The 21,868-nt window shown below is 61.8% G+C and carries 24 protein-coding genes; 12 read left to right on the forward strand and 12 right to left on the reverse strand.

Annotated features, from left to right (window positions below; translation table 11 throughout):
- The first annotated feature begins 83 nt into the window (after nucleotides 1-83).
- Together CHEJ32_RS0101060 and aztD are read left to right on the forward strand one after the other, a co-directional pair.
- Entirely contained in the window at nucleotides 84-1,061 is a 978-nt protein-coding gene (locus CHEJ32_RS0101060; RefSeq protein ID WP_028032170.1) for a zinc ABC transporter substrate-binding protein, read from the forward strand.
- 94 nt (nucleotides 1,062-1,155) lie between these two features.
- On the forward strand, nucleotides 1,156-2,364 hold the full coding sequence (aztD, locus tag CHEJ32_RS0101065) for a zinc metallochaperone AztD (protein ID WP_028032171.1): 1,209 nt from the start codon (nucleotides 1,156-1,158) through the stop codon (nucleotides 2,362-2,364).
- A 70-nt stretch (nucleotides 2,365-2,434) separates the two neighbouring features.
- Here the strand turns inward: aztD and CHEJ32_RS0101070 are convergent, their stop codons facing one another.
- Nucleotides 2,435-2,632 carry a CsbD family protein gene (locus CHEJ32_RS0101070; protein WP_028032172.1) on the reverse strand — a complete coding sequence of 66 codons (198 nt, stop codon included), beginning with the start codon at nucleotides 2,630-2,632 and terminating at the stop codon, nucleotides 2,435-2,437.
- A 122-nt stretch (nucleotides 2,633-2,754) separates the two neighbouring features.
- Between CHEJ32_RS0101070 and CHEJ32_RS0101075 the strand changes: the two genes are divergently transcribed.
- Nucleotides 2,755-4,155, forward strand: a complete 1,401-nt coding sequence (locus tag CHEJ32_RS0101075) for a cytochrome P450 (RefSeq protein WP_028032173.1) — start codon at nucleotides 2,755-2,757, stop codon at nucleotides 4,153-4,155.
- On the opposite strand, the gene CHEJ32_RS0101080 is transcribed toward CHEJ32_RS0101075, so the two are convergent.
- Together CHEJ32_RS0101080 and rsmI are read right to left on the reverse strand one after the other, a co-directional pair.
- Nucleotides 4,140-4,517, reverse strand: coding sequence for a YraN family protein (locus CHEJ32_RS0101080; RefSeq protein WP_028032174.1), 378 nt, complete (start codon nucleotides 4,515-4,517; stop codon nucleotides 4,140-4,142). The two genes, CHEJ32_RS0101075 and CHEJ32_RS0101080, sit on opposite strands and share 16 nt — an antisense overlap.
- Nucleotides 4,507-5,382 (reverse strand): 16S rRNA (cytidine(1402)-2'-O)-methyltransferase, encoded by an 876-nt coding sequence (gene rsmI, locus CHEJ32_RS0101085; protein WP_051469308.1) that lies wholly within the window; start codon nucleotides 5,380-5,382, stop codon nucleotides 4,507-4,509. Before rsmI ends, CHEJ32_RS0101080 begins: the two co-directional genes overlap by 11 nt.
- 136 nt (nucleotides 5,383-5,518) lie before the next feature.
- Between rsmI and CHEJ32_RS0101090 the strand changes: the two genes are divergently transcribed.
- Nucleotides 5,519-6,727, forward strand: coding sequence for a penicillin-binding protein activator (locus CHEJ32_RS0101090; RefSeq protein ID WP_028032176.1), 1,209 nt, complete (start codon nucleotides 5,519-5,521; stop codon nucleotides 6,725-6,727).
- Between the two features lie 4 nt (nucleotides 6,728-6,731).
- Here the strand turns inward: CHEJ32_RS0101090 and hemW are convergent, their stop codons facing one another.
- The 4 genes from hemW to rph are packed head-to-tail and all read right to left on the reverse strand — an operon-like array spanning nucleotide 6,732 to nucleotide 9,671.
- Nucleotides 6,732-7,895, reverse strand: coding sequence for a radical SAM family heme chaperone HemW (hemW, locus tag CHEJ32_RS0101095; protein ID WP_028032177.1), 1,164 nt, complete (start codon nucleotides 7,893-7,895; stop codon nucleotides 6,732-6,734).
- A complete protein-coding gene (rdgB, locus tag CHEJ32_RS0101100; RefSeq protein WP_028032178.1) occupies nucleotides 7,892-8,539 on the reverse strand; it encodes an RdgB/HAM1 family non-canonical purine NTP pyrophosphatase in 648 nt (215 codons plus the stop codon). The genes hemW and rdgB overlap by 4 nt, the downstream gene beginning before the upstream one ends.
- Nucleotides 8,536-8,949, reverse strand: coding sequence for a VOC family protein (locus tag CHEJ32_RS0101105; protein WP_028032179.1), 414 nt, complete (start codon nucleotides 8,947-8,949; stop codon nucleotides 8,536-8,538). The genes rdgB and CHEJ32_RS0101105 overlap by 4 nt, the downstream gene beginning before the upstream one ends.
- A gap of 5 nt (nucleotides 8,950-8,954) precedes the next feature.
- Nucleotides 8,955-9,671, reverse strand: coding sequence for a ribonuclease PH (rph, locus tag CHEJ32_RS0101110; RefSeq protein ID WP_028032180.1), 717 nt, complete (start codon nucleotides 9,669-9,671; stop codon nucleotides 8,955-8,957).
- A gap of 151 nt (nucleotides 9,672-9,822) precedes the next feature.
- Between rph and hrcA the strand changes: the two genes are divergently transcribed.
- From hrcA to CHEJ32_RS0101130, 4 genes are all read left to right on the forward strand, one after another.
- Nucleotides 9,823-10,893, forward strand: a complete 1,071-nt coding sequence (gene hrcA, locus CHEJ32_RS0101115) for a heat-inducible transcriptional repressor HrcA (RefSeq protein ID WP_028032181.1) — start codon at nucleotides 9,823-9,825, stop codon at nucleotides 10,891-10,893.
- Nucleotides 10,894-10,911: 18 nt separating this feature from the next.
- A complete protein-coding gene (locus CHEJ32_RS0101120; protein ID WP_028032182.1) occupies nucleotides 10,912-11,208 on the forward strand; it encodes a putative quinol monooxygenase in 297 nt (98 codons plus the stop codon).
- Nucleotides 11,209-11,295: 87 nt separating this feature from the next.
- Nucleotides 11,296-11,964, forward strand: a complete 669-nt coding sequence (gene grpE / locus CHEJ32_RS23630) for a nucleotide exchange factor GrpE (RefSeq protein ID WP_051469310.1) — start codon at nucleotides 11,296-11,298, stop codon at nucleotides 11,962-11,964.
- A 118-nt stretch (nucleotides 11,965-12,082) separates the two neighbouring features.
- Entirely contained in the window at nucleotides 12,083-12,715 is a 633-nt protein-coding gene (locus CHEJ32_RS0101130) for a trimeric intracellular cation channel family protein (protein ID WP_028032183.1), read from the forward strand.
- Here the strand turns inward: CHEJ32_RS0101130 and CHEJ32_RS0101135 are convergent.
- The gene (locus CHEJ32_RS0101135; protein WP_028032184.1) at nucleotides 12,712-13,704 is read right to left on the reverse strand and encodes an adenosine kinase; all 993 of its coding nucleotides are present in this window, start codon (nucleotides 13,702-13,704) and stop codon (nucleotides 12,712-12,714) included. The genes CHEJ32_RS0101130 and CHEJ32_RS0101135 overlap by 4 nt on opposite strands.
- Before the next feature lie 158 nt (nucleotides 13,705-13,862).
- On the opposite strand from CHEJ32_RS0101135, the gene CHEJ32_RS0101140 reads away from it, so the two are divergent.
- Nucleotides 13,863-14,588, forward strand: coding sequence for a sulfate transporter family protein (locus CHEJ32_RS0101140; protein ID WP_028032185.1), 726 nt, complete (start codon nucleotides 13,863-13,865; stop codon nucleotides 14,586-14,588).
- Here CHEJ32_RS0101140 and CHEJ32_RS0101145 read toward each other — a convergent pair.
- Nucleotides 14,585-15,034, reverse strand: coding sequence for an RbsD/FucU family protein (locus CHEJ32_RS0101145; protein ID WP_028032186.1), 450 nt, complete (start codon nucleotides 15,032-15,034; stop codon nucleotides 14,585-14,587). The genes CHEJ32_RS0101140 and CHEJ32_RS0101145 overlap by 4 nt on opposite strands.
- Before the next feature lie 143 nt (nucleotides 15,035-15,177).
- On the opposite strand from CHEJ32_RS0101145, the gene CHEJ32_RS0101150 reads away from it, so the two are divergent.
- The 3 genes from CHEJ32_RS0101150 (at nucleotide 15,178) to CHEJ32_RS0101160 (ending at nucleotide 17,848) form a co-directional block, all read left to right on the forward strand.
- Nucleotides 15,178-16,212, forward strand: coding sequence for an aldo/keto reductase (locus CHEJ32_RS0101150; protein WP_028032187.1), 1,035 nt, complete (start codon nucleotides 15,178-15,180; stop codon nucleotides 16,210-16,212).
- 69 nt (nucleotides 16,213-16,281) lie between these two features.
- On the forward strand, nucleotides 16,282-17,085 hold the full coding sequence (locus CHEJ32_RS0101155; protein WP_028032188.1) for an aldo/keto reductase: 804 nt from the start codon (nucleotides 16,282-16,284) through the stop codon (nucleotides 17,083-17,085).
- A 70-nt stretch (nucleotides 17,086-17,155) separates the two neighbouring features.
- Nucleotides 17,156-17,848, forward strand: coding sequence for an HAD family hydrolase (locus tag CHEJ32_RS0101160; RefSeq protein ID WP_028032189.1), 693 nt, complete (start codon nucleotides 17,156-17,158; stop codon nucleotides 17,846-17,848).
- A 1-nt stretch (nucleotide 17,849) separates the two neighbouring features.
- Here CHEJ32_RS0101160 and CHEJ32_RS0101165 read toward each other — a convergent pair whose 3' ends face one another.
- The 3 genes from CHEJ32_RS0101165 to fdhF all read right to left on the reverse strand — a co-directional run bounded on the left by CHEJ32_RS0101165 (nucleotide 17,850) and on the right by fdhF (nucleotide 21,862).
- Entirely contained in the window at nucleotides 17,850-18,095 is a 246-nt protein-coding gene (locus CHEJ32_RS0101165; RefSeq protein WP_028032190.1) for a formate dehydrogenase subunit delta, read from the reverse strand.
- Nucleotides 18,085-18,906 (reverse strand): formate dehydrogenase accessory sulfurtransferase FdhD, encoded by an 822-nt coding sequence (fdhD, locus tag CHEJ32_RS0101170; protein ID WP_028032191.1) that lies wholly within the window; start codon nucleotides 18,904-18,906, stop codon nucleotides 18,085-18,087. Before fdhD ends, CHEJ32_RS0101165 begins: the two co-directional genes overlap by 11 nt.
- Before the next feature lie 82 nt (nucleotides 18,907-18,988).
- Nucleotides 18,989-21,862, reverse strand: a complete 2,874-nt coding sequence (gene fdhF / locus CHEJ32_RS0101175; protein ID WP_028032192.1) for a formate dehydrogenase subunit alpha — start codon at nucleotides 21,860-21,862, stop codon at nucleotides 18,989-18,991.
- Between the last annotated feature and the right edge of the window lie 6 nt (nucleotides 21,863-21,868).

The raw sequence follows: 21,868 nt of genomic DNA on the forward strand, positions 1-21,868 counted from the left end.
GCACCTTCTTGCAAACCCCTATGGCACACGTTATAGCGTAACGCAATTGCATGTTATGTCATAACATTTAGAGAGAGGGTTTCATGGGGTCACGGAGACTTGCTTTTGCATTGGCGCTGTCGGCAGCGTTCACCGGAACGCAGGCGATGGCGATGGACGGGGTTGTCGCCTCGATAAAGCCTGTCCATTCGCTGGTGGCGGCGGTGATGGAGGGCAGTGGCAGCCCGCAATTGTTGGTGAAAGGTGCGGCTTCTCCCCATACCTACACGATGCGCCCGTCGGAAGCCGGAATGCTGCAGGACGCCAAGGTGATTTTCTGGGTAGGAGAGGGGATCGAAACCTTCCTGGAAAAGCCGCTCGACTCTCTGGCCGGCGGCGCCAAGGTGGTGAAGCTGTCGGAAACACCCGGCATAACGCTGCTCGACATGCGCGAGGGCGGAACTTTCGAAGCGCATGATCATGGCGAGCACGGACACGCACATGACTCCGAGGAAGACGGACACGATCATGCTCATGACGAGCACGCTGGTCACGATCATGGAAAGGATATGCATGTCTGGCTCGATCCCGAGAATGCACGATTGATGGTGCACCGGATCGCATCGACCTTGGCCGAAGCCGATCCGCAAAACGCTGAACTCTATGAAAAGAACGCTGCTGCACTCGACCAGCGTTTTAATGAACTGGCCACAGAGGTAGAGAAGACCGTCGCACCGGTGCGCGGCAAGCCGTTCATCGTCTTTCACGACGCCTACCACTATTTCGAAAACCGGTTCGGCGTGGAAGCGGCGGGCTCCCTGACGGTCAGTCCCGATCAGATGCCGAGCGCGCAGCGGCTTGAGGAAATTCATGCGAAGATCAAGGAACTCAATGCTGCCTGCATCTTCACCGAGCCGCAGTTCGATTCGAAATTCGCCGACGTTGTCAAGGAAGGCACGAGCGCCGGCACCGGCGTGCTCGATCCCGAGGGCGCCGGTCTCGACGAAGGGCCGGAACTCTATTTCACCCTGATCAGAAATCTGGCGACGTCTCTCGCAGACTGCTTGTCCGGCGCGAAATAACGATCCCGGACAAGGTGGAACGCCGCTCGCCATAATCGGTAAGCGGCGTTTCTCGGCATGCAAAATGTTACGTTATCACATTTAAGGAGGTAAAATGAAAAAACTCGTCTCAGTTCTCGCGCTCGGGATCGCTCTCGGCCTTACGCTTCTTCCCGCCCGCGCGGAGGAGAAGGCGGAAGTCGTGTGGCGCCTATTCGTCGCGGATCGTAACAATCCGGTAATGCACGTATTGGACGCTGCGGAAGGCAAGGTCATCCGGAGTTTCGGCCTGAAGAGCCAGGGGCGGCTTTATCCGACGGAGAGCGGCAGGGCTGTTTTCGCGGTGCAGGCGGATGCGAACATCGCGACCGGTTTTGCAACCGGTATCGATATAGACGACCACGGGGACCATGCCGATCTGGAGGTCACCGAGCCGAGGGCTCTGGGTGTGGAGATCTCCGGCAAGAAGCCGGTTCATTTCGTGTCGCACCACGGGGAAATCGCGATCTTCTACGATGGCGACGGCGTTGCCCGCATCATGAGCGAGGCGGACGTTCTGAAAGGAGAGGCTGGCGGCGACTCGATCGAAACCGGGGCCCCGCACCACGGCGTCGCCATCCCGCTCGGAGATCACTTTGTGATGTCCGTTCCTCATGAGCAGGACCCTTCAGAGCTTCCAACCGGCGTGCGCTTGGTGGATCGTTCGGGCAATCAGCTGGGTGAGGTGGCCCAGTGCCCGGGTCTACACGGCGAAGCCTCCTCCGGGAGCCTCGTGGCGCTGGCCTGCGAGACGGGCCTGCTGATCGTGACAGAGCAAGGAGGGACACCCGAGATCAGGCATCTGCCTTATGCCAACGGGCTGCCGGAGGATGGGAAAGTCTCAACCCTGATTGGCGGCAAGGGGATGCAATATTTCCTCGGCAATTTCGGCCAGAAGGCCGTGGCCCTGATCGATCCCGAGGACGAGAACGCCTTCCGACTTATCGAGCTTCCGGTCCGTCGCGTACATTTCGCTATCGATCCGGTACGAACCAGGTTCGCCTATGTGTTCACCGAAGACGGTCGGCTGCACCAGATCAACATTCTCTCGGGCAAAATCGCCAACTCGGTCGCGGTGACAGAGCCCTATTCCATGGACGGCCACTGGAATGACCCCCGTCCGCGAATCGCCGTCGCCGGAGACGAGATCATGATCACCGACCCGCTCAAGGGTCTGATCCATGCGCTCGACGCCGAAACGCTGGAGAAGAAGCGCGAGATCGTCACCGGTGGAGCACCGTATGAGATCGTGGCGGTTGGGGGCTCCGGGGCCGTGCACGAGTAGACGACGCGCCAATCCAATAAAAAGTAGGCCTGCGGCAAGCCGCAGGCCTTTATTGCTTCGACCAGGACGGCTAGTGGCGAGACATCCAGTCATCGACCTCCCGTTCCAGCTCTTCCTGCGTCTTGCCGTAACGTTCTTGCAAGCGTCCGACGAGTTCACGCCGATTGCCCTTGATCACGTCGAGGTCGTCATTGGTGAGCTTGCCCCATTTCTGCTGGGCCTTTCCCTTGAATTGCTCCCAATTCCCCTCGATCTGGTTCCAGTTCATAAGAGCACTCCTTTCTACTGGGCGCCTTGGAGGCGCTGCACATGAGGTAAACGCGACGCTGTTGCGGCCGTTCCCAAGCTTGGCCGATTGAAGCCGAGGTCGCGAGGGACTAGCTAAGGAGCATGGCCACACTGACCGATTCAGCCGCCGCTTCTTTCCGTCCGCCGGCACCCTGCCCACGCCAGAAGCCCCCCTCGACGCTTCAGATGATGCGGATCGTCTATCGCAACCCGTTGGAGCTCTGGGGAGAACCCTCCTACAACGAGCCCTGGGTTCTGGTGACCGGCGGCATTGGCGGCCCGCTTCTCATCGCCAATGATCCCGGCCTGATCCGCCATGTGCTGGTCGACAATGCCCGGAACTACAAGATGGCGCGCGTGCGCCAGAAAATCCTTCGGCCGATCCTGCGCGACGGTCTTCTGACGGCAGAAGGCGAGGTCTGGCGCCGCTCGCGCAAGGCGATGGCGCCCGTCTTCACGCCTCGCCACATCGCCGGATTTGCAAAGCCGATGCTGGAAAAGGCAGAGACTTTCGCCGAGCGTTACGAACAGACGATAGGCGGCACGGTGGATGTCTCGCGCGACATGACGATGCTCACCTTCGACATCCTCTCCGAAACGCTCTTTTCCGGTGAGGTCGCGGGAGATCCCGGCGGTTTCGCGCATCAGGTGGACCGCCTCTTCGAGACGATGGGCAGGGTCGATCCGCTCGATCTTCTCGGCGCACCGGACTGGCTTCCGAGAATCACGCGCATTCTTGGGCGGAACTCGCTTGCTTTCTTTCGCGACATCGTCGCGCGCACGATGGAATTGCGGAAGGAGAAGCTTGCTGGTGGCCAGGCGGATGCCCCGGAGGATTTCCTCACATTGCTTCTGCGCGCCGAGGGCCCCCAAGGGCTTTCGCGCGGAGAGATCGAGGACAACATCATCACCTTTATCGGCGCCGGCCATGAGACGACGGCCCGCGCGCTGGGCTGGACCCTCTATTGCCTCGCGAACCTGCCGGAGGAGCGCGCACGGATCGAGGCCGAGATCGACCAGGTTCTTTCAAGCGAGCCGGATCCTGTGAAGTGGCTCGACGCGATGCCGTTTACGCGTGCCTCCTTCGAGGAGGCGATGCGCCTTTATCCGCCAGCGCCGTCCATCAATCGCGAGGCGATCGAAAACGATACCTATGCCGATCTGAAGATCCCGAAGGGCGCCCAGGTGCTGGTCATGCCATGGACCGTGCATCGGCACCGCAAGCTATGGGATGACCCGGACGCCTATCAACCTTCTCGGTTCCATCCGGAGAACCGCGACAAAATCAATCGTTTCCAGTATCTGCCGTTCGGAGCGGGTCCCCGAGTGTGCATCGGCGCAACCTTCGCCATGCAGGAGGCGGTGATCGCGCTCGCGGTGCTCATGTCGCGCTACCGGTTCGATCTCCTGCCCGAAACCAAACCATGGCCGGTGCAGAAGCTTACGACACAGCCGCAAGGTGGCCTGCCGATGCGGGTGAGCCGCCGTCAGCGCGGAGCGTAGATATTTTTCACATGCACCGGCCAGCGGCGCGGCACGATCGCGACCAGATCGTAGCGAAGGCTGAGACGGGCGTAATCGGGCTGCCGTGCCAACCATAGATCGGCAGCCGCGTCGATGCGCCTTTGGGCGGTGAAGGAGACGGCCTCCATCGCTTCTGCCAAAGTCGGCCGGGCTTTTACCTCTACGATCGCAACCAGATCGCCGCGCCTCGCGATCAAGTCGATTTCACCCAGCGGCGTGCGGAAGCGGCGCGCGAGGATGCGATAACCCTTCAACATCAGGGCGATCGCGGCGATCCATTCGCCCCGGTGGCCCTTGCGGTAGGCGCGCAGACGGCTCAGGCGGGCGGCGTCACCGCGCATTTCCCTCTTCCTTCAAAACGAGCAGGCGCTGGTACAGTTCTGATTTCTTTCCCCCGGTCATGCGGGCGGCCTCGCCCGCAGCCTTGGAAGCGGGCATCTCGGCCGCGAGCGCGAGGAGCAGCCTGTCCACTTCCTCTGCGCCTGTGGTCGTTTCTTCGCCGGGCGGGGCGACGCAGATCACGACTTCGCCCTTCGGAGCACCTACCTCCCCATAATGGGCTGCCAGTTCGCCCAGGCTTCCCCGCCGCACTTCTTCGAATGCCTTGGTCAGCTCACGCGCCACAACCGCCTGCCTGTCTCCTAGGGTTTGCGACATGGCTGCAAGGCTTTCGGCGAGCCGGCGGGGCGATTCGAAGAAGACGAGCGTCGCGGGTACGGACTGGATCGTCTCCAGGCGGCTCCTGCGTTGGCCGGCCTTAGAGGAAAGGAAGCCGGCGAACATGAAGGAATCCGTGGGCAAACCTGCGGCTGTCAACGCGGCGAGCACGGCCGAAGGGCCCGGCACCGGCACCACACGGATGCCTCTTTCCTGCGCCGTCTGAACAAGGCGGAAACCGGGATCCGAAACGAGCGGCGTGCCGGCATCGCTGGCGAGCGCCACGCTCTGCCCGCTTTCCACCATCGCCACCAGGCGCGGGGCGGCCTCAGCCTCGTTGTGCTCGTGATAGGCAAGCATGCGCCGGCGGATCCCGTAGCGATCGAGGAGGACACGGGTCACCCGCGTGTCTTCGCAGGCAAGGATATCGGCAGCGGCGAGTGTCTCCAGCGCACGAAGCGTGATGTCGGCAAGATTGCCGATGGGCGTCGCGACAAGATAGAGCGCCGGTTCGAGGCGGGGGGCAGCTATCTCCGCCCCGCCTATCATGAACGACCTGCGCTCTTTGTCGGAATCCACGTTTCTGCCCCTGGGCGATCCACATCTTGCTGGCCAACTTCTTTGACATGGTGACCTGCAGGTTGCAAATTCCCGCACGAACGCATCTGGCTTCGAAAGGAAGGCAATGAGTTTGGCCCAGGCGCTTCGCGCTAGGATTTCCTCCGCTGCAGCGCTTGCCTGCATAGCTTTTCTTACGGCCTGCGCGGGGCAGCCCGTTCCTTCCGGACTGCCGACAAGGGCCCCGATTGCCGAACCGCAACCGGCGGCAATCCCGGCCCCTGTGCAGGGAGAGGTCATCGGTACCGGAGAGACGCGGGTCGCGCTCCTCGTTCCGCTCAGTGCAGAGGGCAATGGCCGTGCGATCGGGGCCGAACTGAAGAACGCGGCACAGCTCGCCCTGGCGGATGCAGGGCTCGATTCGCTTCAGATCGTGGTGAAGGACACCGGCGGCACGGAGACAGGCGCGGCTTCGGCAGCAGCAAGTGCTGCAGCCGAAGGCTCGGCCATGATCATCGGACCGCTGTTCGCCGCCGAAGTGCGCGCGGTGTCGGCTGCGCTCGGTCCCTCCCATGCGCCCGTCCTCGGCTTCTCGTCAGACCGAACGGTGGCCGCGCCAGGCACCTATCTCAATTCCTTCCTGCCGGAGGATCTTGTCCGGCGCATCATTTCATACGCAGCTTCGCAAGGCGTAAGGAAGGTTGTGGCCCTGGTGCCGAACGGCCCCGCCGGCGATCTGGCGGAAACCGAAGCACGGCGTGTCCTTCAGGCAGCCGGCGGCGATGTCACGGCGATTGGCCGGTACGGCTACGACAATGCCTCGGTGATGGCGGCTTTGCAGGAAGTCGCGCTTGCGATCGGCGAAGCCGATGCGATCTTCATTCCCGATGGTGGCAACACTCCAAGTGTCATCACCACCGCGCTCAAGGGCATGGGGATTGATCTTTCGGGCAAGAGGCTTCTCGGCAACGGGCAATGGACCAGCGCCAACCTGACTGATCCATCCCTTCAAGGTGGCTGGTTTGCCGATGTGGATCAGGCGCGCCTCAACATCTTCAAGGGCCGCTATCGTCAACGCTTTGGAACGGAGCCGTCGGTCACCGCTTCGCTCGCCTATGATTCGGTGATCCTCGCCGCTGCCTTTGCACGCCAGGGCGGCAAGCCGGCCTTCACTGCAGCAAACCTCCAGATTCCCGCAGGATTTGCCGGCACCACCGGAACATTCCGCTTCCTCCCCGACGGCACCAACCAGCGTGGCTACGCGATCTACGAGGTAACGGAGGGGGCCGCCCGGCTCATCAGCCCCGCGCCTTCGAGCTTCGCTGGCGCGAGCTGAGATTTCAACGCGCCAGGTCGGCCACGAGGGCGTCCAGCACCACCATGCCCGCGGGGGTGGCACGCAGGCGCGAGTTCCCGACTGGTTCGATCAATCCTTCCGAGCGCAGGATGGCAACGCGTTGCGGAGAAAGCGGATGGCCCGCAAGTTTTTCATAACGTTCGAGGTCGATACCTTCGACCAATCGCAATCCCATCAGCAGGAACTCGTCGGCCTCTTCGGAGCGCGTGAGCATCTCGCCGCCTGTCACGCCGGTTCCGCGCGCTTCCACCAGCGCCGCCCAGCTCTCGGGGTTCTTTTCGGTGATGGTGACCACGCGCCGCCCGTCCTCGACAAAACGGCCATGCGCGCCCGGACCGACGCCGACATATTCGCCATAGCGCCAATAGATGAGATTGTGGCGGCTCTCTGATCCAGGCTTCGCATGATTGGAAATCTCATAGGCCGGAAGCCCGCTGGCCGCCGTCACCTCCTGTGTTGCCTCGTAGAGGTCGGCGGCGAGATCCGCATCGGGCACCACCAGCTTCCCCGCTGCGCGCAGCGCGTAGAATGGCGTGCCCTCCTCGATCGTGAGCTGGTAGAGCGAGAGATGATCGGCGGCATAGCCTATCGCCTCCTGCAACTCCGCTTTCCAGCCATCCACGGTCTGCCCCGGTCGTGCATAGATCAGGTCGAAAGACATTCGCGGGAAAATCTCGCGCGCAAGCCGTATCGCACGAAGCGCCTCTTCCACATTGTGCAGGCGGCCGAGGAAGCGAAGGTCTTTGTCGTTCAGCGCCTGCACGCCCATGGAAACCCGATTCACGCCGGCCGAGCGATACCCCCGGAAACGGTCGGCTTCCACGGAGGAGGGATTGGCCTCCAGCGTGATTTCCACGCCAATCGGGACGCGCCAATTCGCGGCAATGGCGTCGATGATGGCGCCGACGGTCTTCGGCTCCATCAAAGAGGGAGTGCCACCGCCGAGAAAGATGCTGGAAACGCTGCGGGGGCCGGTGCGTGCCCGCATGGCGGCGAGCTCCCGTGCGAAGGCGGCGACGAAGCGTTCCTGATCCACCGGCTGATGGCGCACATGGCTATTGAAGTCGCAATACGGGCATTTGGCCGCGCAGAAGGGCCAGTGAACGTAAACACCGAAGCCGGGCCCCTCGTCGAGCGCCTCGTTCATCTCACTCCAAGCCTTGCCTGCGCGAATTTCTGAAACGCACGGGCCCGATGCGAAAGAGCATGCGTGTCGCCCGGTTTCCAGCCATGTTTCTCCTCGGCCGTCATCTCGCCGAACGTCCTCTCATAGCCATCGGGCTGGAACACCGGATCATATCCGAATCCGAGTTCGCCGCGAGGCGGCCAAACCAGATGGCCTTCTACCTCGCCCCGATAGAATTCTGCCTTGCCGTCGGGAAAACACAGGCAAAGGACTGCCACGAAGCGCGCGCGCCTCTGCTGGGGCGCAAGCGCGCCCTTTTCACGCAGAAGCCTCTCGACCTTCTCCATGGCAATGCCAAAATCGCGGCTGCCGTCGGGCTGCGTCGCCCAGTCGGCGGTATAGACACCAGGCGCGCCGCCGAGAGCGTCCGCACACATTCCGGAATCGTCCGACAGCGCTGGCAGGCCTGTCGCCGTCGCGGCGGCATGGGCCTTTATATAGGCATTCTGCTCGAATTCCGTCCCGGTCTCTTCCGGCTCGGGCAGGCCGAGCTCCGCCACCGACAGAACTTCATACCCGAATGGTGCCAGCAGGCCAGCAAACTCCGCCAGCTTGCCTTTATTGTGACTGGCGAGCACAAACTTCCTGTTTTCGATGGGCCTCACGAAAAACCCCAGATGCGCGGTTCAGCGAATTCCAGCGAGTTGCCGGATGGGTCGCGAAAATAGATGGACCGGCCACCTCGCGGCCACTCGAAATCGGCTTCTATGGCGATGTTGTGATCTTCGAGCCGCTTTTTCCACAGCTCGATCTCATCACCGCTTGCCGAAAAGCACAGATGCCCCGGTCCACGACTGCCATGCGGCGGGACGGGCAGGCGCGCGTCGGGCTCGGGCGAGACTTCCGTCACTTCGGGGAGGAAAAGGAGCAGAACGCCATCGCCGCAGCGGAAGAAAACGTGTCGCCCTTCCGCCTTGGCCAGGAGCTCGAGGCCCAGCACTTCCCCATAGAAGCGCTCGGCCTCGGCCAGATCGCTTACATAAAGTGCGGCTTCGAGTATGGCTTGAGGCTTCATTCTTCCTACGATACCGCCATTTTCTGCAGCTCCACGAGCCGGGAGATGCCCTTCTTGGCGAGCCCGAGGAGCTTCTGGAATTCTTCCTCCGTGAAGGGCGCGCCTTCGGCAGTCCCTTGGATTTCGACGATCCCGCCCTTCCCGGTCATGACAAAATTGGCATCGGTTTCTGCAGCGGAATCTTCAGCATAGTCGAGGTCCAGCACCGGCGTGCCCTCATAGATGCCGCAGGAGATCGCCGCGACATGGTCCTTCAAAACACGCTCGACGGAGACCATCTGCCGCGCCTGCATCCAGGAGAGGCAGTCGTGGAGCGCGACAAACCCGCCGGTGATGGCCGCGGTACGCGTTCCACCATCGGCCTGAAGCACGTCGCAATCGACCGTGATCTGCATTTCGCCGAGCGCCTGCAGATCAACGACCGAGCGCAGGCTGCGGCCAACCAGGCGCTGGATCTCCAGCGTGCGTCCGCCCTGCTTGCCGCTGGCCGCTTCGCGGCGCATGCGATCGCCGGTCGAGCGTGGCAGCATGCCGTATTCCGCCGTCACCCAACCCTTGCCCGAATTACGCAGCCACCCCGGCACCTTCTCCTCAAGGCTTGCGGTGCACAACACATGCGTATCGCCGAACTTCACAAGACAGGAACCTTCGGCGTGTTTCGACACGCCGCGCTCGAAGCTGACTGCGCGCATCTCGTCCGGTTGCCGTCTTGATGGTCGCATTTTTCGGGTCTCCGCTCGTATTGGTGGACATTGGGGCGGCTTGTAGCTTTCCGTATTCCTGGACGCAAAGGAAAAGCATGTTCGCTGTCCACCGCCAACAGTTGTGTTCGCCATCGTCCATCTTATATCTTCAGCGGACGGAGGCACGAGCATGACCAAGCCTGTCGCTGACCAGACATTGCAATCCCTTGACGCGCGTTCGCGCGACATTTTTCGTCTGATCGTCGAAAGCTATCTGCAGCATGGCGAGCCAGTGGGCTCGCGCAACCTGTCGCGTCTTTTGCCGAGCCAGCTTTCTCCGGCGACCGTACGCAACGTGATGAGCGATCTCGAGCAGCTCGGGCTAATCTACGCACCGCACGTTTCTGCAGGCCGGCTTCCCACGCAACAGGGGCTTCGTTTCTTTGTAGATGCCTTTATGGAGGTGGGGGATCTTTCCGAGGACGAGCGGCGCGTCATCGAGGCCCAGATCAAGGCATCGGGACGCAGCCAATCCCTGGAGCACATGCTGACGGAAGCAAGCCAGATGCTTTCCGGGCTCTCTCGCGGCGCCGGCCTCGTGCTCGCCGCCAAGACCGAGACTCCGCTCAAGCATATCGAGTTCATTCAGCTGGAACCGCAGAAGGCGCTGGCGATCCTCGTCTCCCGCAATGGCGACGTGGAAAACCGCGTCGTCGATTTGCCGGCAGGCGTGACGGCCTCGCAACTCATGGAAGCATCCAACTTCCTGAACGGGCATATTCGCGGTCGCACCCTTGCGGAAGCGAAAGCAGAAATGGCGCGCTTGCGAGAAGAGACACGCGCCGCCCTCGACACGCTTTCCCAATCGCTGGTGGAACAGGGGCTTGCCATTTGGGCGGGCAGCGAGACCGATTCCCCGGCGCGCATCATCATTCGCGGCCGCGCGAATCTGCTCGATAATGTCACGGCCCAGGCCGATCTTGAGCTCCTGAGGCACCTTTTCGAAGATCTGGAGACCAAGGAAGCCCTGATCCAGCTGCTGGAACTCGCAGAAGAAGGGCCAGGCGTTCGGATCTTCATAGGCTCGGAGAACAAGCTCTTCTCCCTGTCCGGTTCATCCCTCATCGTCGCGCCCTATCGTGACCAGGATTCGCGCGTGATCGGGGCCTTGGGGATTATCGGGCCGACTCGCCTCAACTATGCGCGGATCGTGCCGATGGTGGATTACACGGCCCAGCTCGTCAGCCGCCTTCTTCGCTAGCAACCGATCGGAGTCAGGATGTTCGGCCTTATTGGAAAAATGCGCGCCCAACCGGGCATGCGGGATTCATTGCTGGAAATCCTGACATCTTCCACGGGCGGAATGCCGGGCTGTCTCAGCTATGTGATCGCGAAGGCTGAAGATGATGAAGATGTGATCTGGATCACGGAAGTTTGGGACACGGAGGAAAATCACAAGGCGTCTCTCTCCCTTCCTCAGGTCCAACAGGCCATCTCCAAGGCGCGCCCGCTGATCGCCGGTTTTGAAAGCCATGTTCGCACGGCCCCTATAGGAGGGGTGGGGCTGCCCAGGTGAGCGCCGGCCTCTCTTCCGACCCCTTGATTTTACGGTTGCAAACCTCGATATCCGGCGCGACTTTGGAAGAACATTGACGGATAGGCAATGAATACTCACCCCAAGGACGAACGCGCGCCAGAACAGGGCCAGACGGAGGATGTGGCCGTGGAAAATGGCGCGGAGACAGCACAGTCGTCGGACGCCGCGGCCGTTTCCGAGGAAGATGTGCTCCTGCGGCTCGCCAAGGAGAACGAGGATTTGAAGGAGCGCGCTCTGCGGCTGACCGCGGAGATGGAGAACCTGCGCAAGCGCACCCAGCGCGATGTCGCGGACGCGCGGGCATATGGCATTGCCAATTTCGCGCGTGACATGCTCACGGTGTCCGACAACCTGCAGCGTGCACTCCAGGCCGTTTCCGAGGAAGACCGCGCGCAGGCCGATCCCGGCCTGAAGGCCCTTGTGGAAGGCGTTGAAATGACCGAGCGCGCGATGCTTGCCGCGCTTGAGCGTCATGGTGTCAAGCGCATCGACCCCGAGGGGGAGAAGTTCGACCCCCATTTCCACCAGGCCATGTTCGAGGTTCCGAACCCGGAAGTCCCGAACAACACGGTGGTTCAGGTCGTCCAGGCGGGATACGTGATCGGCGACCGCGTTTTGCGGCCCGCAATGGTTGGAGTGGCGAAAGGCGGATCGAAGGGCGAGGCACCTGCCGACGCGCCCCGGGCTGCCGGAGCCGAAAACTCCACAGACGCCGCTTCGGGTGGCGCTTCCTAAAGCGAAGTTCGCTTCGCCGCACCTCCGCCCGGCTCGCGCCCCTTGCTGAGCCGGGTCCGACCTACCGTCCGGCTTCCCTTCGGCGTGGCCATGCGCTAGCCCTTGGCGGGAGGCAGCGATGAATCCGATTCTTCTCCTCGATTATGCGGGCGTGGCCGTCTTCGCCGCAACGGGCGCGCTTGCTGCCTCGCGCAAGCAGCTCGACATCATCGGCTTCCTGTTTTTTGCCGGCGTAACCGGAACCGGCGGGGGCACGTTGCGCGATCTGGTCCTCGGCGTCCCCGTGTTCTGGGTCATAAATCCCGCCTATCTCGTCGTCTGTGCGGTGGTGGCTGTTGTCGTCTACTTTTCCGCCCATCTGGTGGAGTCGCGCTACAAGCTGCTGCTCTGGCTGGATGCAGTCGGCCTGTCTGCCTATTGCGTGATGGGCGCAGCCAAGGGGCTTGCGGCCACCGGATCTCCAACGGTGGCCGTGGTAACAGGCACGATGACGGGAACCTTCGGAGGCATCCTGCGCGATCTTGTGGCGGGAGAGCCGTCGGTCTTGCTCAGGCCGGAAATTTATATCACCGCGGCGCTCACGGGAGCCGCAGTCTTCACCTTGGCCGATCTTGCGGGCGCCCCGGTGGCGGCCAGCGCAGCGATCGCCTGCCTGACGGCCTTCGCCGTACGCGGCGGTGCACTAAAATTCGGCTGGACCTTTCCGCGCTACAAGCCACGTCCAGGGCGCAGGCCGGAAGATATCGTCTAGAGGAGCCCCGCCTGTTCAGCCGCTTCCTTGAGGCTGACCTGCAGGCGCGGGCCGACCTGCTGGATGCAGAGGGCGGCGGCAAGCGAACCCAGCCTGCCGCAGTCGGCAAGGCTGCGGCCGTGGGTATAGCCGAAAAGGAAACCGGCCGCGTAGAGGTCCCCGGCGCCCGTCGTATCCACCAGATTTTCGACCGGCACGGGTTTGATAGTGATGGTCTCCTCGCGCGTCACAGCAATGGAGCCCTGCTCGGAACGTGTCACGAGACCGAGCTTGCAGTCCTCTCGGAACGCGGCGAGGGCAGATTCCAGCGAGGAAGTCTGGTAGAGCGACATGACCTCATGCTCGTTGGAAAAAACGATATCCACGGTGCCTGATCGCATGAGATCGAGGAACTCGGCGCGATAACGATCGACACAAAAGGGATCCGACAGAGTCATCGAGACTTCGCGGCCTGCTGCATGGGCGATTTCCGCCGTTTTGCGGATCGCTTCCTTGGCCCGCGGCGGATCCCAGAGATATCCCTCGAAATAAGTGATCCTGGCGTCTCGCGCCTTCTCTTCCTCGACATCCTCGGGCCCGAGTTCGACGCAGGCGCCCAGATAGGTGTTCATGGAACGCTCGCCGTCCGGCGTGACGAAGATCATCGAGCGTGCAGTTGGTGGGTTGCCGTTGAGCGGGGAGGTGTCGAACGCCACACCCTGTGCGCGGATGTCGTGCCTGTAGATATCGCCCAGATGATCGTTTGACACTTTGCCGAAATAGGCTGCCTTGCCACCGAGATTCGCCACGCCCGCCGCCGTGTTGCCTGCGCTGCCGCCTGAAGTTTCGATCGCCGGGCCCATACGTTCGTAAAGGAGTGCCGAGCGCTCGGCGTCGATCAGGTTCATAGCCCCCTTTATGATGCCGTTCTCGACCAGGAAGGCGTCGTCGCACCGGGCAATGATATCCACGATGGCATTGCCGATGCATAGGACGTCATATTTGCTCATGAGGAACTCCAGAAATGGCCGATCGGCGAGCGGGGGTTTTAAGGGGTTTACCTTCTTGATCGTGATTTGTGCAAGTGCGCCCGGTCCTTGCACGAAATTGAGCGAGCCCCTATTTCGCCACCACAGGCTATACCGCCGATGAAAGGGCCTTCGCACCGATGATTTTCGATGCCGCGCGTGCCGCAGCAAGCCAGCTCTTCTCTCCCGCCTTCCGCGGAGCTTTCCTGAAGACACTCGGCCTTACCCTATTGATCCTGGTCGCCTTGTGGTTCGGCTTGAGGGAGGCATTCGATATCTACGCCATGCCATGGCTGGATGCGCTTCTGCCTGGGCTCCCCTCCTGGGCGGGTTGGTTGGGGCTGATCGCCGCCATCATCGCCGGCGTGGGTCTCGCGCTCGCGCTCGCCTTGCTGGTGGCGCCCATTACGGCCATTGTCGCGGGAATCTTCCTGGACGACGTGGCAGAGGCGGTGGAGAAGGAAAGCTATCCTCAGGACCCGCCCGGCAAGGCGGTACCGCTCCTTCCGGCTATGATCCTGTCGCTCAAGTTTCTCGGGGTCGTCATCGTCGGCAACATCATTGCGCTAATGCTTCTGTTCGTACCCGGTGTGAACCTCATCGCCTTCTTCATCATCAACGCCTATCTGCTGAGCCGCGAGTTCTTCGAATTCGCTGCCATGCGCTTCCGCAGCGAGGCCGATGCCAAGGCGTTGCGCCGCCGTCACGCGGGCACGGTCTTCCTTGCCGGCTTCGTGATTGCCGCCTTTCTGGCGGTGCCCCTCCTCAATCTCCTCACGCCGTTGTTCGCCGCGGCGATGATGGTGCATCTGCACAAGATGATCAGCGCGCGCGAAAGAGTTCTTTCCAGGGGCGCAACGGCCTAGTCCGGCGGAATGACGCCTTTGCGAAAGGCGAAGCAGCCATAGAAGCGCCGCTCGCCGGTCTGGATCACGCAGAATGCCTGTTTCGCGCGTTCGTAGAATGCGTAGCGTTCGATGCCTACCAGGGGCCAGTGCCTTCCCTCGGCTGCACTGACGACGCGCTGCACTTCCTCCTGAACAGGCATGATCTCGTCCGGCTTTCCGACGACCTCCATGCGCGCCGCCGCGTCATCGATGAAGGTATCCAGGGGATAGACGGAAAGAACGGCCGCAGCCGCCTCTGCTGCCGAAACATTGTCGATACGAAGCAACCTTCCAAGGCTGGTCTGTCGCGCGATCGATTCGGCAGGAAAATTCGTGTCCACGATGACGAGATCGTCCCCGTGACCCATCGCCCTCAACGCGAACAGCACATCGGCATTGAGAAGCGGGCTGATCCCTTTGAGCATCCTTCCTCCCATAGATCTGATGCAGGCTTCCACGTGAGACGAGAGCCGGGCGGAAGTCAACGGCGTCATCGACCTGGTAGAGGCGTGTTCCCTCCCTTCGAAGCTGTGTTATTTTCCGGGACAATTCGGAGGGGAGGAGAAGGATGAAGACGCGGTTTTTCGACCGAAACGGCAATGACGCTATTCCGTTCACGGAGCTCGGTTTCGGGACAGCACCGCTCGGTAACCTCTATAGGGCGATTTCAGAGGACGAAGCACATGCCGCGCTGGAGGCCGCCTGGGAAACGGGTTGCCGCTATTTCGATACCGCGCCGCTCTATGGCCTGGGCCTGTCGGAGACCCGTCTCAATCGCTTCCTGCGTGGGCGAAAGCGTGGGGACTACGTCCTTTCCACCAAAGTCGGCCGCCTCCTGAAAGCCTGCCCACCCGAACAGCGCACCGGGATCGGCAAATTCTTCGAAACACCTTCCCGCGTGGAAGTCTACGATTACAGCTATGACGGAGTGATGCGCTCCCTGGAATTTTCGTTGGAGCGATTGGGCGTTGACCGCGTCGATATCCTCTACGCGCACGATCTGGATGTATTCACCCATGGGGCTCATGACGTGCTGCAGGCGAAGCTGCAAGAGCTGATGGCCTCTGGGTACAACGCGCTGCTGTCGCTGCGGGACCAGGGTGTGATCAGGGCCTTCGGTGCCGGCGTCAACGAATGGCAATCCTGCCAATGGCTCGCCGAACGCGGCGACTTCGATCTCTTCCTGCTCGCCGGTCGTTACACCCTTCTCGAACAGGAGGCACTGGAAAGCTTCCTGCCGCTTTGCGAGAAACGCGGCATCGGCATCATCCTCGGCGCTCCGTACAATTCCGGCATTCTGGCGACGGGCCCCATTCCCGGGGCATACTATAATTACGATGAAGCGCCGCGGGAGATCCTCGAACGCGTAAGCCGCATCGAAGAAGTCTGTGCGCGTCATGGCGTGAAGTTGATCGAGGCCGCACTTCGCTTCCCCTTGCTCCACCCCGTTGTTTATTCGGTGATTCCCGGGGGTCAGAGTGCTTCGCAGGTGAAGGCCAATCGCGCCATCCTGGATAAGGAGATCCCGGCAGCACTTTGGGCCGATTTGAAGAGCGAAGGTCTTATGCGGGAGGATGCACCCACAGGCGCGGCAAGCCGATAGGCATTCTTCCAGCGGAACACAGGCCCATCCACCGCGTTAGCTTCTTCTACACAAGCGGAGGACGGTCGCTTGGATCCCGCATCGCGCATTCAGCTTCATTCGGGCAATCAGATGCCGATCATGGGGCTGGGAACATGGCAGCTGACGGACGATACGCAACAGGCGGTCAGCACGGCGATGGATCTTGGCTACAGGATGATCGATACCTCAGGCGACTATGGAACCCAGGCCGCCATCGGCGAGGCGATCCGCGCGAGCAATTTGGATCGTGACGAAATCTATATCGTCACCAAGGTCGAGGAGACCGATGACGCCTATGCCGCGACGCGGAACAATCTGAATGAGTTGGGACTGGATTATGCCAATCTCATTCTGATCCACCGCCCTCCGAAGCATGGCGCTGGCGAGGAACTGTGGCGGGGGCTTGTGCGCGCCCGGGAGGAAGGCCTCTCGCGCGATATCGGGGTCAGCAACTATTCCATCGAACTGATCGAGGAACTGATCGAAGCAACCGGTGAGCTACCGGCCGTCAACCAGGTCGAATGGAGCCCGTTCGGGCATGATCTCGACCTGAAGCAGCATGCGGATTTCAGCGGCATCGTCATCCAGGCCTACAGTCCGCTTACGCGAGCCACGCGGCTGGACGATGCGGGGCTCCTGGAGATCGCGGAAAAGTACGACAGGACACCGGCCCAAGTGATGATCCGGTGGAACCTGCAGCGTGGCACCGTCCCCATCCCGAAAGCCAATCAGCGCAGGCATTTGGAAGAAAATATCGCTGTTTTCGACTTTGCTCTCGATGAGGACGACCTCGACGCACTGGACTCCCTCAACGAGCACTTCTCTTCCCTGGGGCGCCTGCCTTACGTGTGAGCCGCGCGGTCGTGGACTTTGTGGGAATCCCCCGCTATGCGTGACCGAGTGTGCTTCTGGGAGAGAGGCCATGCAGCTCACGACGATCGGCTTCGATGCCGATGACACTCTTTGGCAGAACGAACAGTTCTTCCGCCTTACGGAGGATCGTTTTGCCGAGCTCCTTGCTGATTTCGCCGAGGCAAAGCACCTGAAACAGAGCCTGCTGGACGCGGAGATGCGCAATCTGAGGCTCTACGGGTTCGGTATCAAAGGCTTTACGCTCTCGATGATCGAGACGGCGCTCGATGTAACCGCAGGAAAGGTTCCTTCCTCGGTCATCGCCCGCATCATGGAAATCGGACGCGATCTTCTCCAGCATCCGATCGAGCCCTTGCCATATGCCACGGAGACGCTGGAAGCGCTTGCCGGCAGATACAAGCTGGTGCTCATCACCAAAGGCGACCTGTTCGATCAGGAGCGCAAGCTCGCGCAATCGGGGCTTGGAGATCATTTTGACGGGGTGGAGATCGTCAGCGACAAGACGGCTGACACTTATGCGCGCATCTTCGCACGCCACGGAGACGGACCGCAAAACAGCATGATGGTCGGTAATTCGCTCAAGTCCGACGTCATCCCGGCGCTTCGTGCCGGCGCGTGGGGCGTCTTCGTTCCACACGAATTGACCTGGGTATTCGAGCAGGAAGAGCCGCCGGTCGGAGAGCCGCGCTTCCGTAAGATCGCTCATCTCGGCGAACTGCCGGAGCTGATTAAGTCCCTTTGAGTCAGGCGGCCTCCTTCGGCCGTTTCACCTTTGCTGCCGCTTCGACGACGACAGGCTTCAAGCCTTTGCCACCGCGTTCGACAATGTCGAAGAAATGGCGACGCATGCGGGGCTCCCAGAATTTGTTGATGTGATCGGCGATGCCGTCGACCGCTTCCGCCTGGTTCATGCTCTCGAAGAAGGACGCGATCTGGTTTGCCATGTAGACGAGTTTTTCGTCTCCCGTCATGCTGCCTTCATGTGACATTCCTGACCGCTCCAATCTCGATGCGCTCCGGGTGGGTAAAGATATCGAACTCGTTGCCGCGGACGAGAGCCACGACCGTCTGGCCACATTGCTCTGCCGTGGAGACCGCGAGCGCCGTCGGCGCGGAAACGGCGATAACGACAGGAGCGCCCATCGCCGCCGCCTTCTGCACCATTTCCACGGAAACGCGGCTGGTGATGACGACCGCGCCCGCCGCTGCTTCGGCGCCGGTTTTCACCAATGCGCCCGCGAGTTTGTCCAGCGCGTTATGACGGCCGACATCCTCACGCGCGGCCACGATCCCCTTGCCGGCCATATAAAATCCCGCCGCATGAACAGCGCCGGTCTGCCTGTGCAGTGTCTGCTTCTCCGATAGAAGCTGCACGGATTGCACGACATCCTGCGCCGTGAGCCGCAGCGAATTCCCAGCCACATCCGGCACGTCGCGCATGGCCTCCTCAATGGATTCAATGCCGCAAAGGCCGCAGCCCACCGGGCCGGCGAGGCGCCGCCGCCGCGCCTCGAAGCGCTTGTTGGCGGTATCATGAAGGCGGATCTGAACGTCAAAGCCCGCGCCGATGTCCTGCACCGTGATCGTCTCGATCTCGTCCGGTGATGAGATGATTCCTTCCGTCAGGCTGAATCCCAAGGCAAAGTCCTCGAGATCATCAGGCGTGGCCATCATCACGGCATGCGTGGTGCCCCCGTAGGAAAGCGCCACGGCGGCTTCCTTGGGAAGGATGCGTGCGGCTACTCGCGTGCCATCCATCCGTTGCGCCGTCCGCAGCACGTTTGAAAGCGGGGAGGTCATCGGAGGAGCGGGCCCCCTTTCGCGCGTCCGTCCGCCCTGCCGGGCATCTCGCCCACTTCGCGGGAGCGAGGACGCGCGCTTATCATTCCGCCGCCTCCACATGCACGATCCGGCGGCTTTTTCGCGAAAGCTCGTCGTAATCCCGCTGCCACTCGGTGGGCCCGTTTGAAGGTGTCACCTGCACGGCCGTCACCTTGTATTCCGGGCAGTTCGTCGCCCAGTCGGAAAACTCGGTGGTCACCACATTCGCCTGCGTGTCCGGGTGATGGAAAGTTGTATAGACCACGCCCGGCGCGACCCGGTCGGTGATCTTGGCCCGCAGCGTCGTCTCGCCCGCGCGGCTTGCGAGCTTCACCCAGTCGCCGTCGCGGATGCCGCGGTTTTCAGCATCGAAGGGGTGAATTTCCAGCAGGTCCTCCTCATGCCACACGACATTGTCGGTGCGCCGCGTCTGTGCGCCGACATTATATTGCGAGAGGATGCGGCCCGTGGTGAGCAAGAGAGGGAAGCGCGGTCCGGTCTTCTCGTCCGTGGCGATATAGGCGGTGCGGATGAATTTGCCCTTGCCCCGCACGAACCCATCCATGTGCATCACCGGCGTTCCCAAGGGAGCCTTTTCGTTGCACGGCCATTGCACCGAGCCCTCCAGCTCCAGAAGTTCGTAGGTGACGCCGGCGAAGCTCGGCGTTGTGGCGGCGATTTCGGCCATGATTTCCGATGGATGCTGGTAATTCCAGTCCAGCCCCATCGTCTGGGCGAGCCTCTGCGTCACCTCCCAGTCGGCATAGCCGTTCTTGGGCTCCATTACCTTGCGCACGCGGTTGATGCGCCGCTCGGCATTGGTAAAGGTGCCGTCTTTCTCAAGGAAGGTCGAGCCTGGCAGGAAGACGTGCGCGTAATTGGCCGTCTCGTTGAGGAAGAGGTCGTGCACGACGACGCATTCCATGGCGGCAAGACCCGCCGCCACGTGTTTCGTGTTCGGGTCCGACTGCAGGATGTCTTCGCCTTGGATGTAGATGCCCTTGAAGGAGCCTTCGACAGCGGCGTCCAGCATATTCGTGATTCTCAGGCCCGGCTCGTCATCGAGCTTCACGCCCCAGATCGCCTCGTAAATCGCGCGTGTCGCGTCCTCCGAAATGTGGCGATAGCCCGGCAGCTCATGCGGGAAGGAGCCCATGTCGCAGGAGCCCTGCACATTGTTCTGGCCGCGCAGCGGGTTCACGCCCACGCCTGGGCGGCCGATATTGCCAGTGGCCATGGCGAGATTGGCGATCGCCATCACCGTGGTCGAGCCCTGGCTGTGCTCGGTCACGCCGAGGCCGTAGTAGATCGCGGCGGTGCCGCCTGTAGCGTAGAGCCGCGCCGCACCGCGGATCAGATCGGCCGGAACGCCGGAGAATTTCTCCACCGCCTCCGGGCTGTTTTCCGGCTGCATCACGAATTCGGCCCAGTCCTGGAACTCGTCCCACTCGCAGCGCTCGCGGATGAAGGCTTCATCGAAGAGGCCTTCGGAGATGATCACATGCCCGAGCGCGTTGAGAACCGCCGCGTTCGTACCGGGGCGCAGCGGCAGGTGGTAGGACGCCTCGACATGCGGCGTGCGTACGAGGTCGATCCGGCGCGGATCGATGACGATCAACTTCGCGCCCTGGCGCAACCGCTTCTTCATCCGGGAGGCGAACACTGGATGCGCATCGGTCGGATTTGCGCCGATGAGCATCACTATATCGGCATGTTCGACCGAGTCGAAATCCTGCGTACCGGCTGAGGTGCCGAACGTGGTTTTCAGCCCGTAGCCAGTGGGCGAATGGCAGACGCGTGCGCAGGTATCGACATTGTTATTGCCGAACCCTTGCCGCACGAGCTTCTGGACCAGATAGGTCTCCTCGTTCGTGCAGCGGGAGGACGTGATGCCGCCGATTGCACTCCTGCCATATTGGTACTGGATGCGGCGGAATTCCTTTGCCACATGGGCATAGGCTTCCTCCCAGGTGACCTCGCGCCAAGGATCCGTGATCTTCTCGCGGATCATGGGATTGAGGATGCGGTCCTTATGCGTGGCGTAGCCATAAGCGAAGCGGCCCTTCACGCAGGAATGGCCGCGATTCGCTTTGCCCTCCTTCCAGGGCACCATGCGCACCACTTCCTCGCCCTTCATCTCCGCCTTGAAGGAGCAGCCGACGCCGCAATAGGCGCAGGTGGTGACGGCAGACCATTCGGGCATGCCCTTCTCGATCACGGATTTTTCACGCAGCGCGCCGGTGGGGCAGGCCTGCACGCAGGCGCCGCAGGACACGCATTCCGATTCCAGGAAAGGCTCGTGCATGCCTGCCGAGATGCGGCTTTCGAAACCGCGGCCCTCGACGGTGAGGGCGAAGGTGCCCTGCTGCTCCTCGCAGGCGCGCACGCACAGCGAGCAGACGATGCATTGCGAGGCATCATAGGCGAAATAGGGGTTGGAGAGGTCCGGCTCCATGAAATGCGGGTTTGCGACCCCGTCATGGGCGGGCCAGATATGGTTTTCGCCCGCGCGGCCGTAGCGAATCTCCTTGAGGCCGACGGTCTCGGCCATCTTCACCATCTCGCAGTCGCCGGCGGCGCAAGCCGGACAATCCTCCGGATGATCGGACATATAGAGTTCCATGATGCCGCGGCGGATCGCCTGCACCCGCTCCGTGCGCGTCGAGACCTTGATCCCTTCCGCGACCGGCGTGGTGCAGGAGGCTGGCGTGCCGCCGCGCCCTTCGATCTCCACCAGGCAGAGCCGGCAAGAGCCGAAAGCCTTCACCATGTCGTTCGCGCAGAGCTTGGGCACCTCGATGCCGGCAATTCGCGCCGCGCGCATGATGGAGGTGCCTTCGGGCACCGTAATATCCTTGCCGTCAATGCTGAGCGTAACGGTCTTGTCCGATTTCGCGGCGGGCGTGCCGTAATCGATCTCGTTCACGAAACACATGGTTCT

This window comes from Chelativorans sp. J32, from assembly GCF_000518985.1.
In the GTDB taxonomy this organism is placed as follows: Bacteria; Pseudomonadota; Alphaproteobacteria; order Rhizobiales; family Rhizobiaceae; genus Chelativorans.

What these genes read in the sequence shown, in the direction of transcription:
- CHEJ32_RS0101140 (WP_028032185.1), top strand. Translation starts at nt 13,863, where the DNA reads ATGATTTTCGATGCCGCGCGTGCCGCAGCAAGCCAGCTCTTCTCTCCC.
- CHEJ32_RS0101130 (WP_028032183.1), top strand. Translation starts at nt 12,083, where the DNA reads ATGAATCCGATTCTTCTCCTCGATTATGCGGGCGTGGCCGTCTTCGCC.
- rsmI (WP_051469308.1), bottom strand. Translation starts at nt 5,382, where the DNA reads ATGATAGGCGGGGCGGAGATAGCTGCCCCCCGCCTCGAACCGGCGCTC.
- CHEJ32_RS0101070 (WP_028032172.1), bottom strand. Translation starts at nt 2,632, where the DNA reads ATGAACTGGAACCAGATCGAGGGGAATTGGGAGCAATTCAAGGGAAAG.
- rph (WP_028032180.1), bottom strand. Translation starts at nt 9,671, where the DNA reads ATGCGACCATCAAGACGGCAACCGGACGAGATGCGCGCAGTCAGCTTC.
- hemW (WP_028032177.1), bottom strand. Translation starts at nt 7,895, where the DNA reads ATGAACGAGGCGCTCGACGAGGGGCCCGGCTTCGGTGTTTACGTTCAC.
- fdhD (WP_028032191.1), bottom strand. Translation starts at nt 18,906, where the DNA reads ATGACCTCCCCGCTTTCAAACGTGCTGCGGACGGCGCAACGGATGGAT.
- fdhF (WP_028032192.1), bottom strand. Translation starts at nt 21,862, where the DNA reads ATGTGTTTCGTGAACGAGATCGATTACGGCACGCCCGCCGCGAAATCG.
- CHEJ32_RS0101060 (WP_028032170.1), top strand. Translation starts at nt 84, where the DNA reads ATGGGGTCACGGAGACTTGCTTTTGCATTGGCGCTGTCGGCAGCGTTC.
- CHEJ32_RS0101150 (WP_028032187.1), top strand. Translation starts at nt 15,178, where the DNA reads ATGAAGACGCGGTTTTTCGACCGAAACGGCAATGACGCTATTCCGTTC.
- CHEJ32_RS0101080 (WP_028032174.1), bottom strand. Translation starts at nt 4,517, where the DNA reads ATGCGCGGTGACGCCGCCCGCCTGAGCCGTCTGCGCGCCTACCGCAAG.
- hrcA (WP_028032181.1), top strand. Translation starts at nt 9,823, where the DNA reads ATGACCAAGCCTGTCGCTGACCAGACATTGCAATCCCTTGACGCGCGT.
- CHEJ32_RS0101145 (WP_028032186.1), bottom strand. Translation starts at nt 15,034, where the DNA reads ATGCTCAAAGGGATCAGCCCGCTTCTCAATGCCGATGTGCTGTTCGCG.
- aztD (WP_028032171.1), top strand. Translation starts at nt 1,156, where the DNA reads ATGAAAAAACTCGTCTCAGTTCTCGCGCTCGGGATCGCTCTCGGCCTT.
- CHEJ32_RS0101165 (WP_028032190.1), bottom strand. Translation starts at nt 18,095, where the DNA reads ATGTCACATGAAGGCAGCATGACGGGAGACGAAAAACTCGTCTACATG.
- CHEJ32_RS0101105 (WP_028032179.1), bottom strand. Translation starts at nt 8,949, where the DNA reads ATGAAGCCTCAAGCCATACTCGAAGCCGCACTTTATGTAAGCGATCTG.
- CHEJ32_RS0101120 (WP_028032182.1), top strand. Translation starts at nt 10,912, where the DNA reads ATGTTCGGCCTTATTGGAAAAATGCGCGCCCAACCGGGCATGCGGGAT.
- CHEJ32_RS0101075 (WP_028032173.1), top strand. Translation starts at nt 2,755, where the DNA reads ATGGCCACACTGACCGATTCAGCCGCCGCTTCTTTCCGTCCGCCGGCA.
- grpE (WP_051469310.1), top strand. Translation starts at nt 11,296, where the DNA reads ATGAATACTCACCCCAAGGACGAACGCGCGCCAGAACAGGGCCAGACG.
- CHEJ32_RS0101135 (WP_028032184.1), bottom strand. Translation starts at nt 13,704, where the DNA reads ATGAGCAAATATGACGTCCTATGCATCGGCAATGCCATCGTGGATATC.
- CHEJ32_RS0101160 (WP_028032189.1), top strand. Translation starts at nt 17,156, where the DNA reads ATGCAGCTCACGACGATCGGCTTCGATGCCGATGACACTCTTTGGCAG.
- CHEJ32_RS0101090 (WP_028032176.1), top strand. Translation starts at nt 5,519, where the DNA reads ATGAGTTTGGCCCAGGCGCTTCGCGCTAGGATTTCCTCCGCTGCAGCG.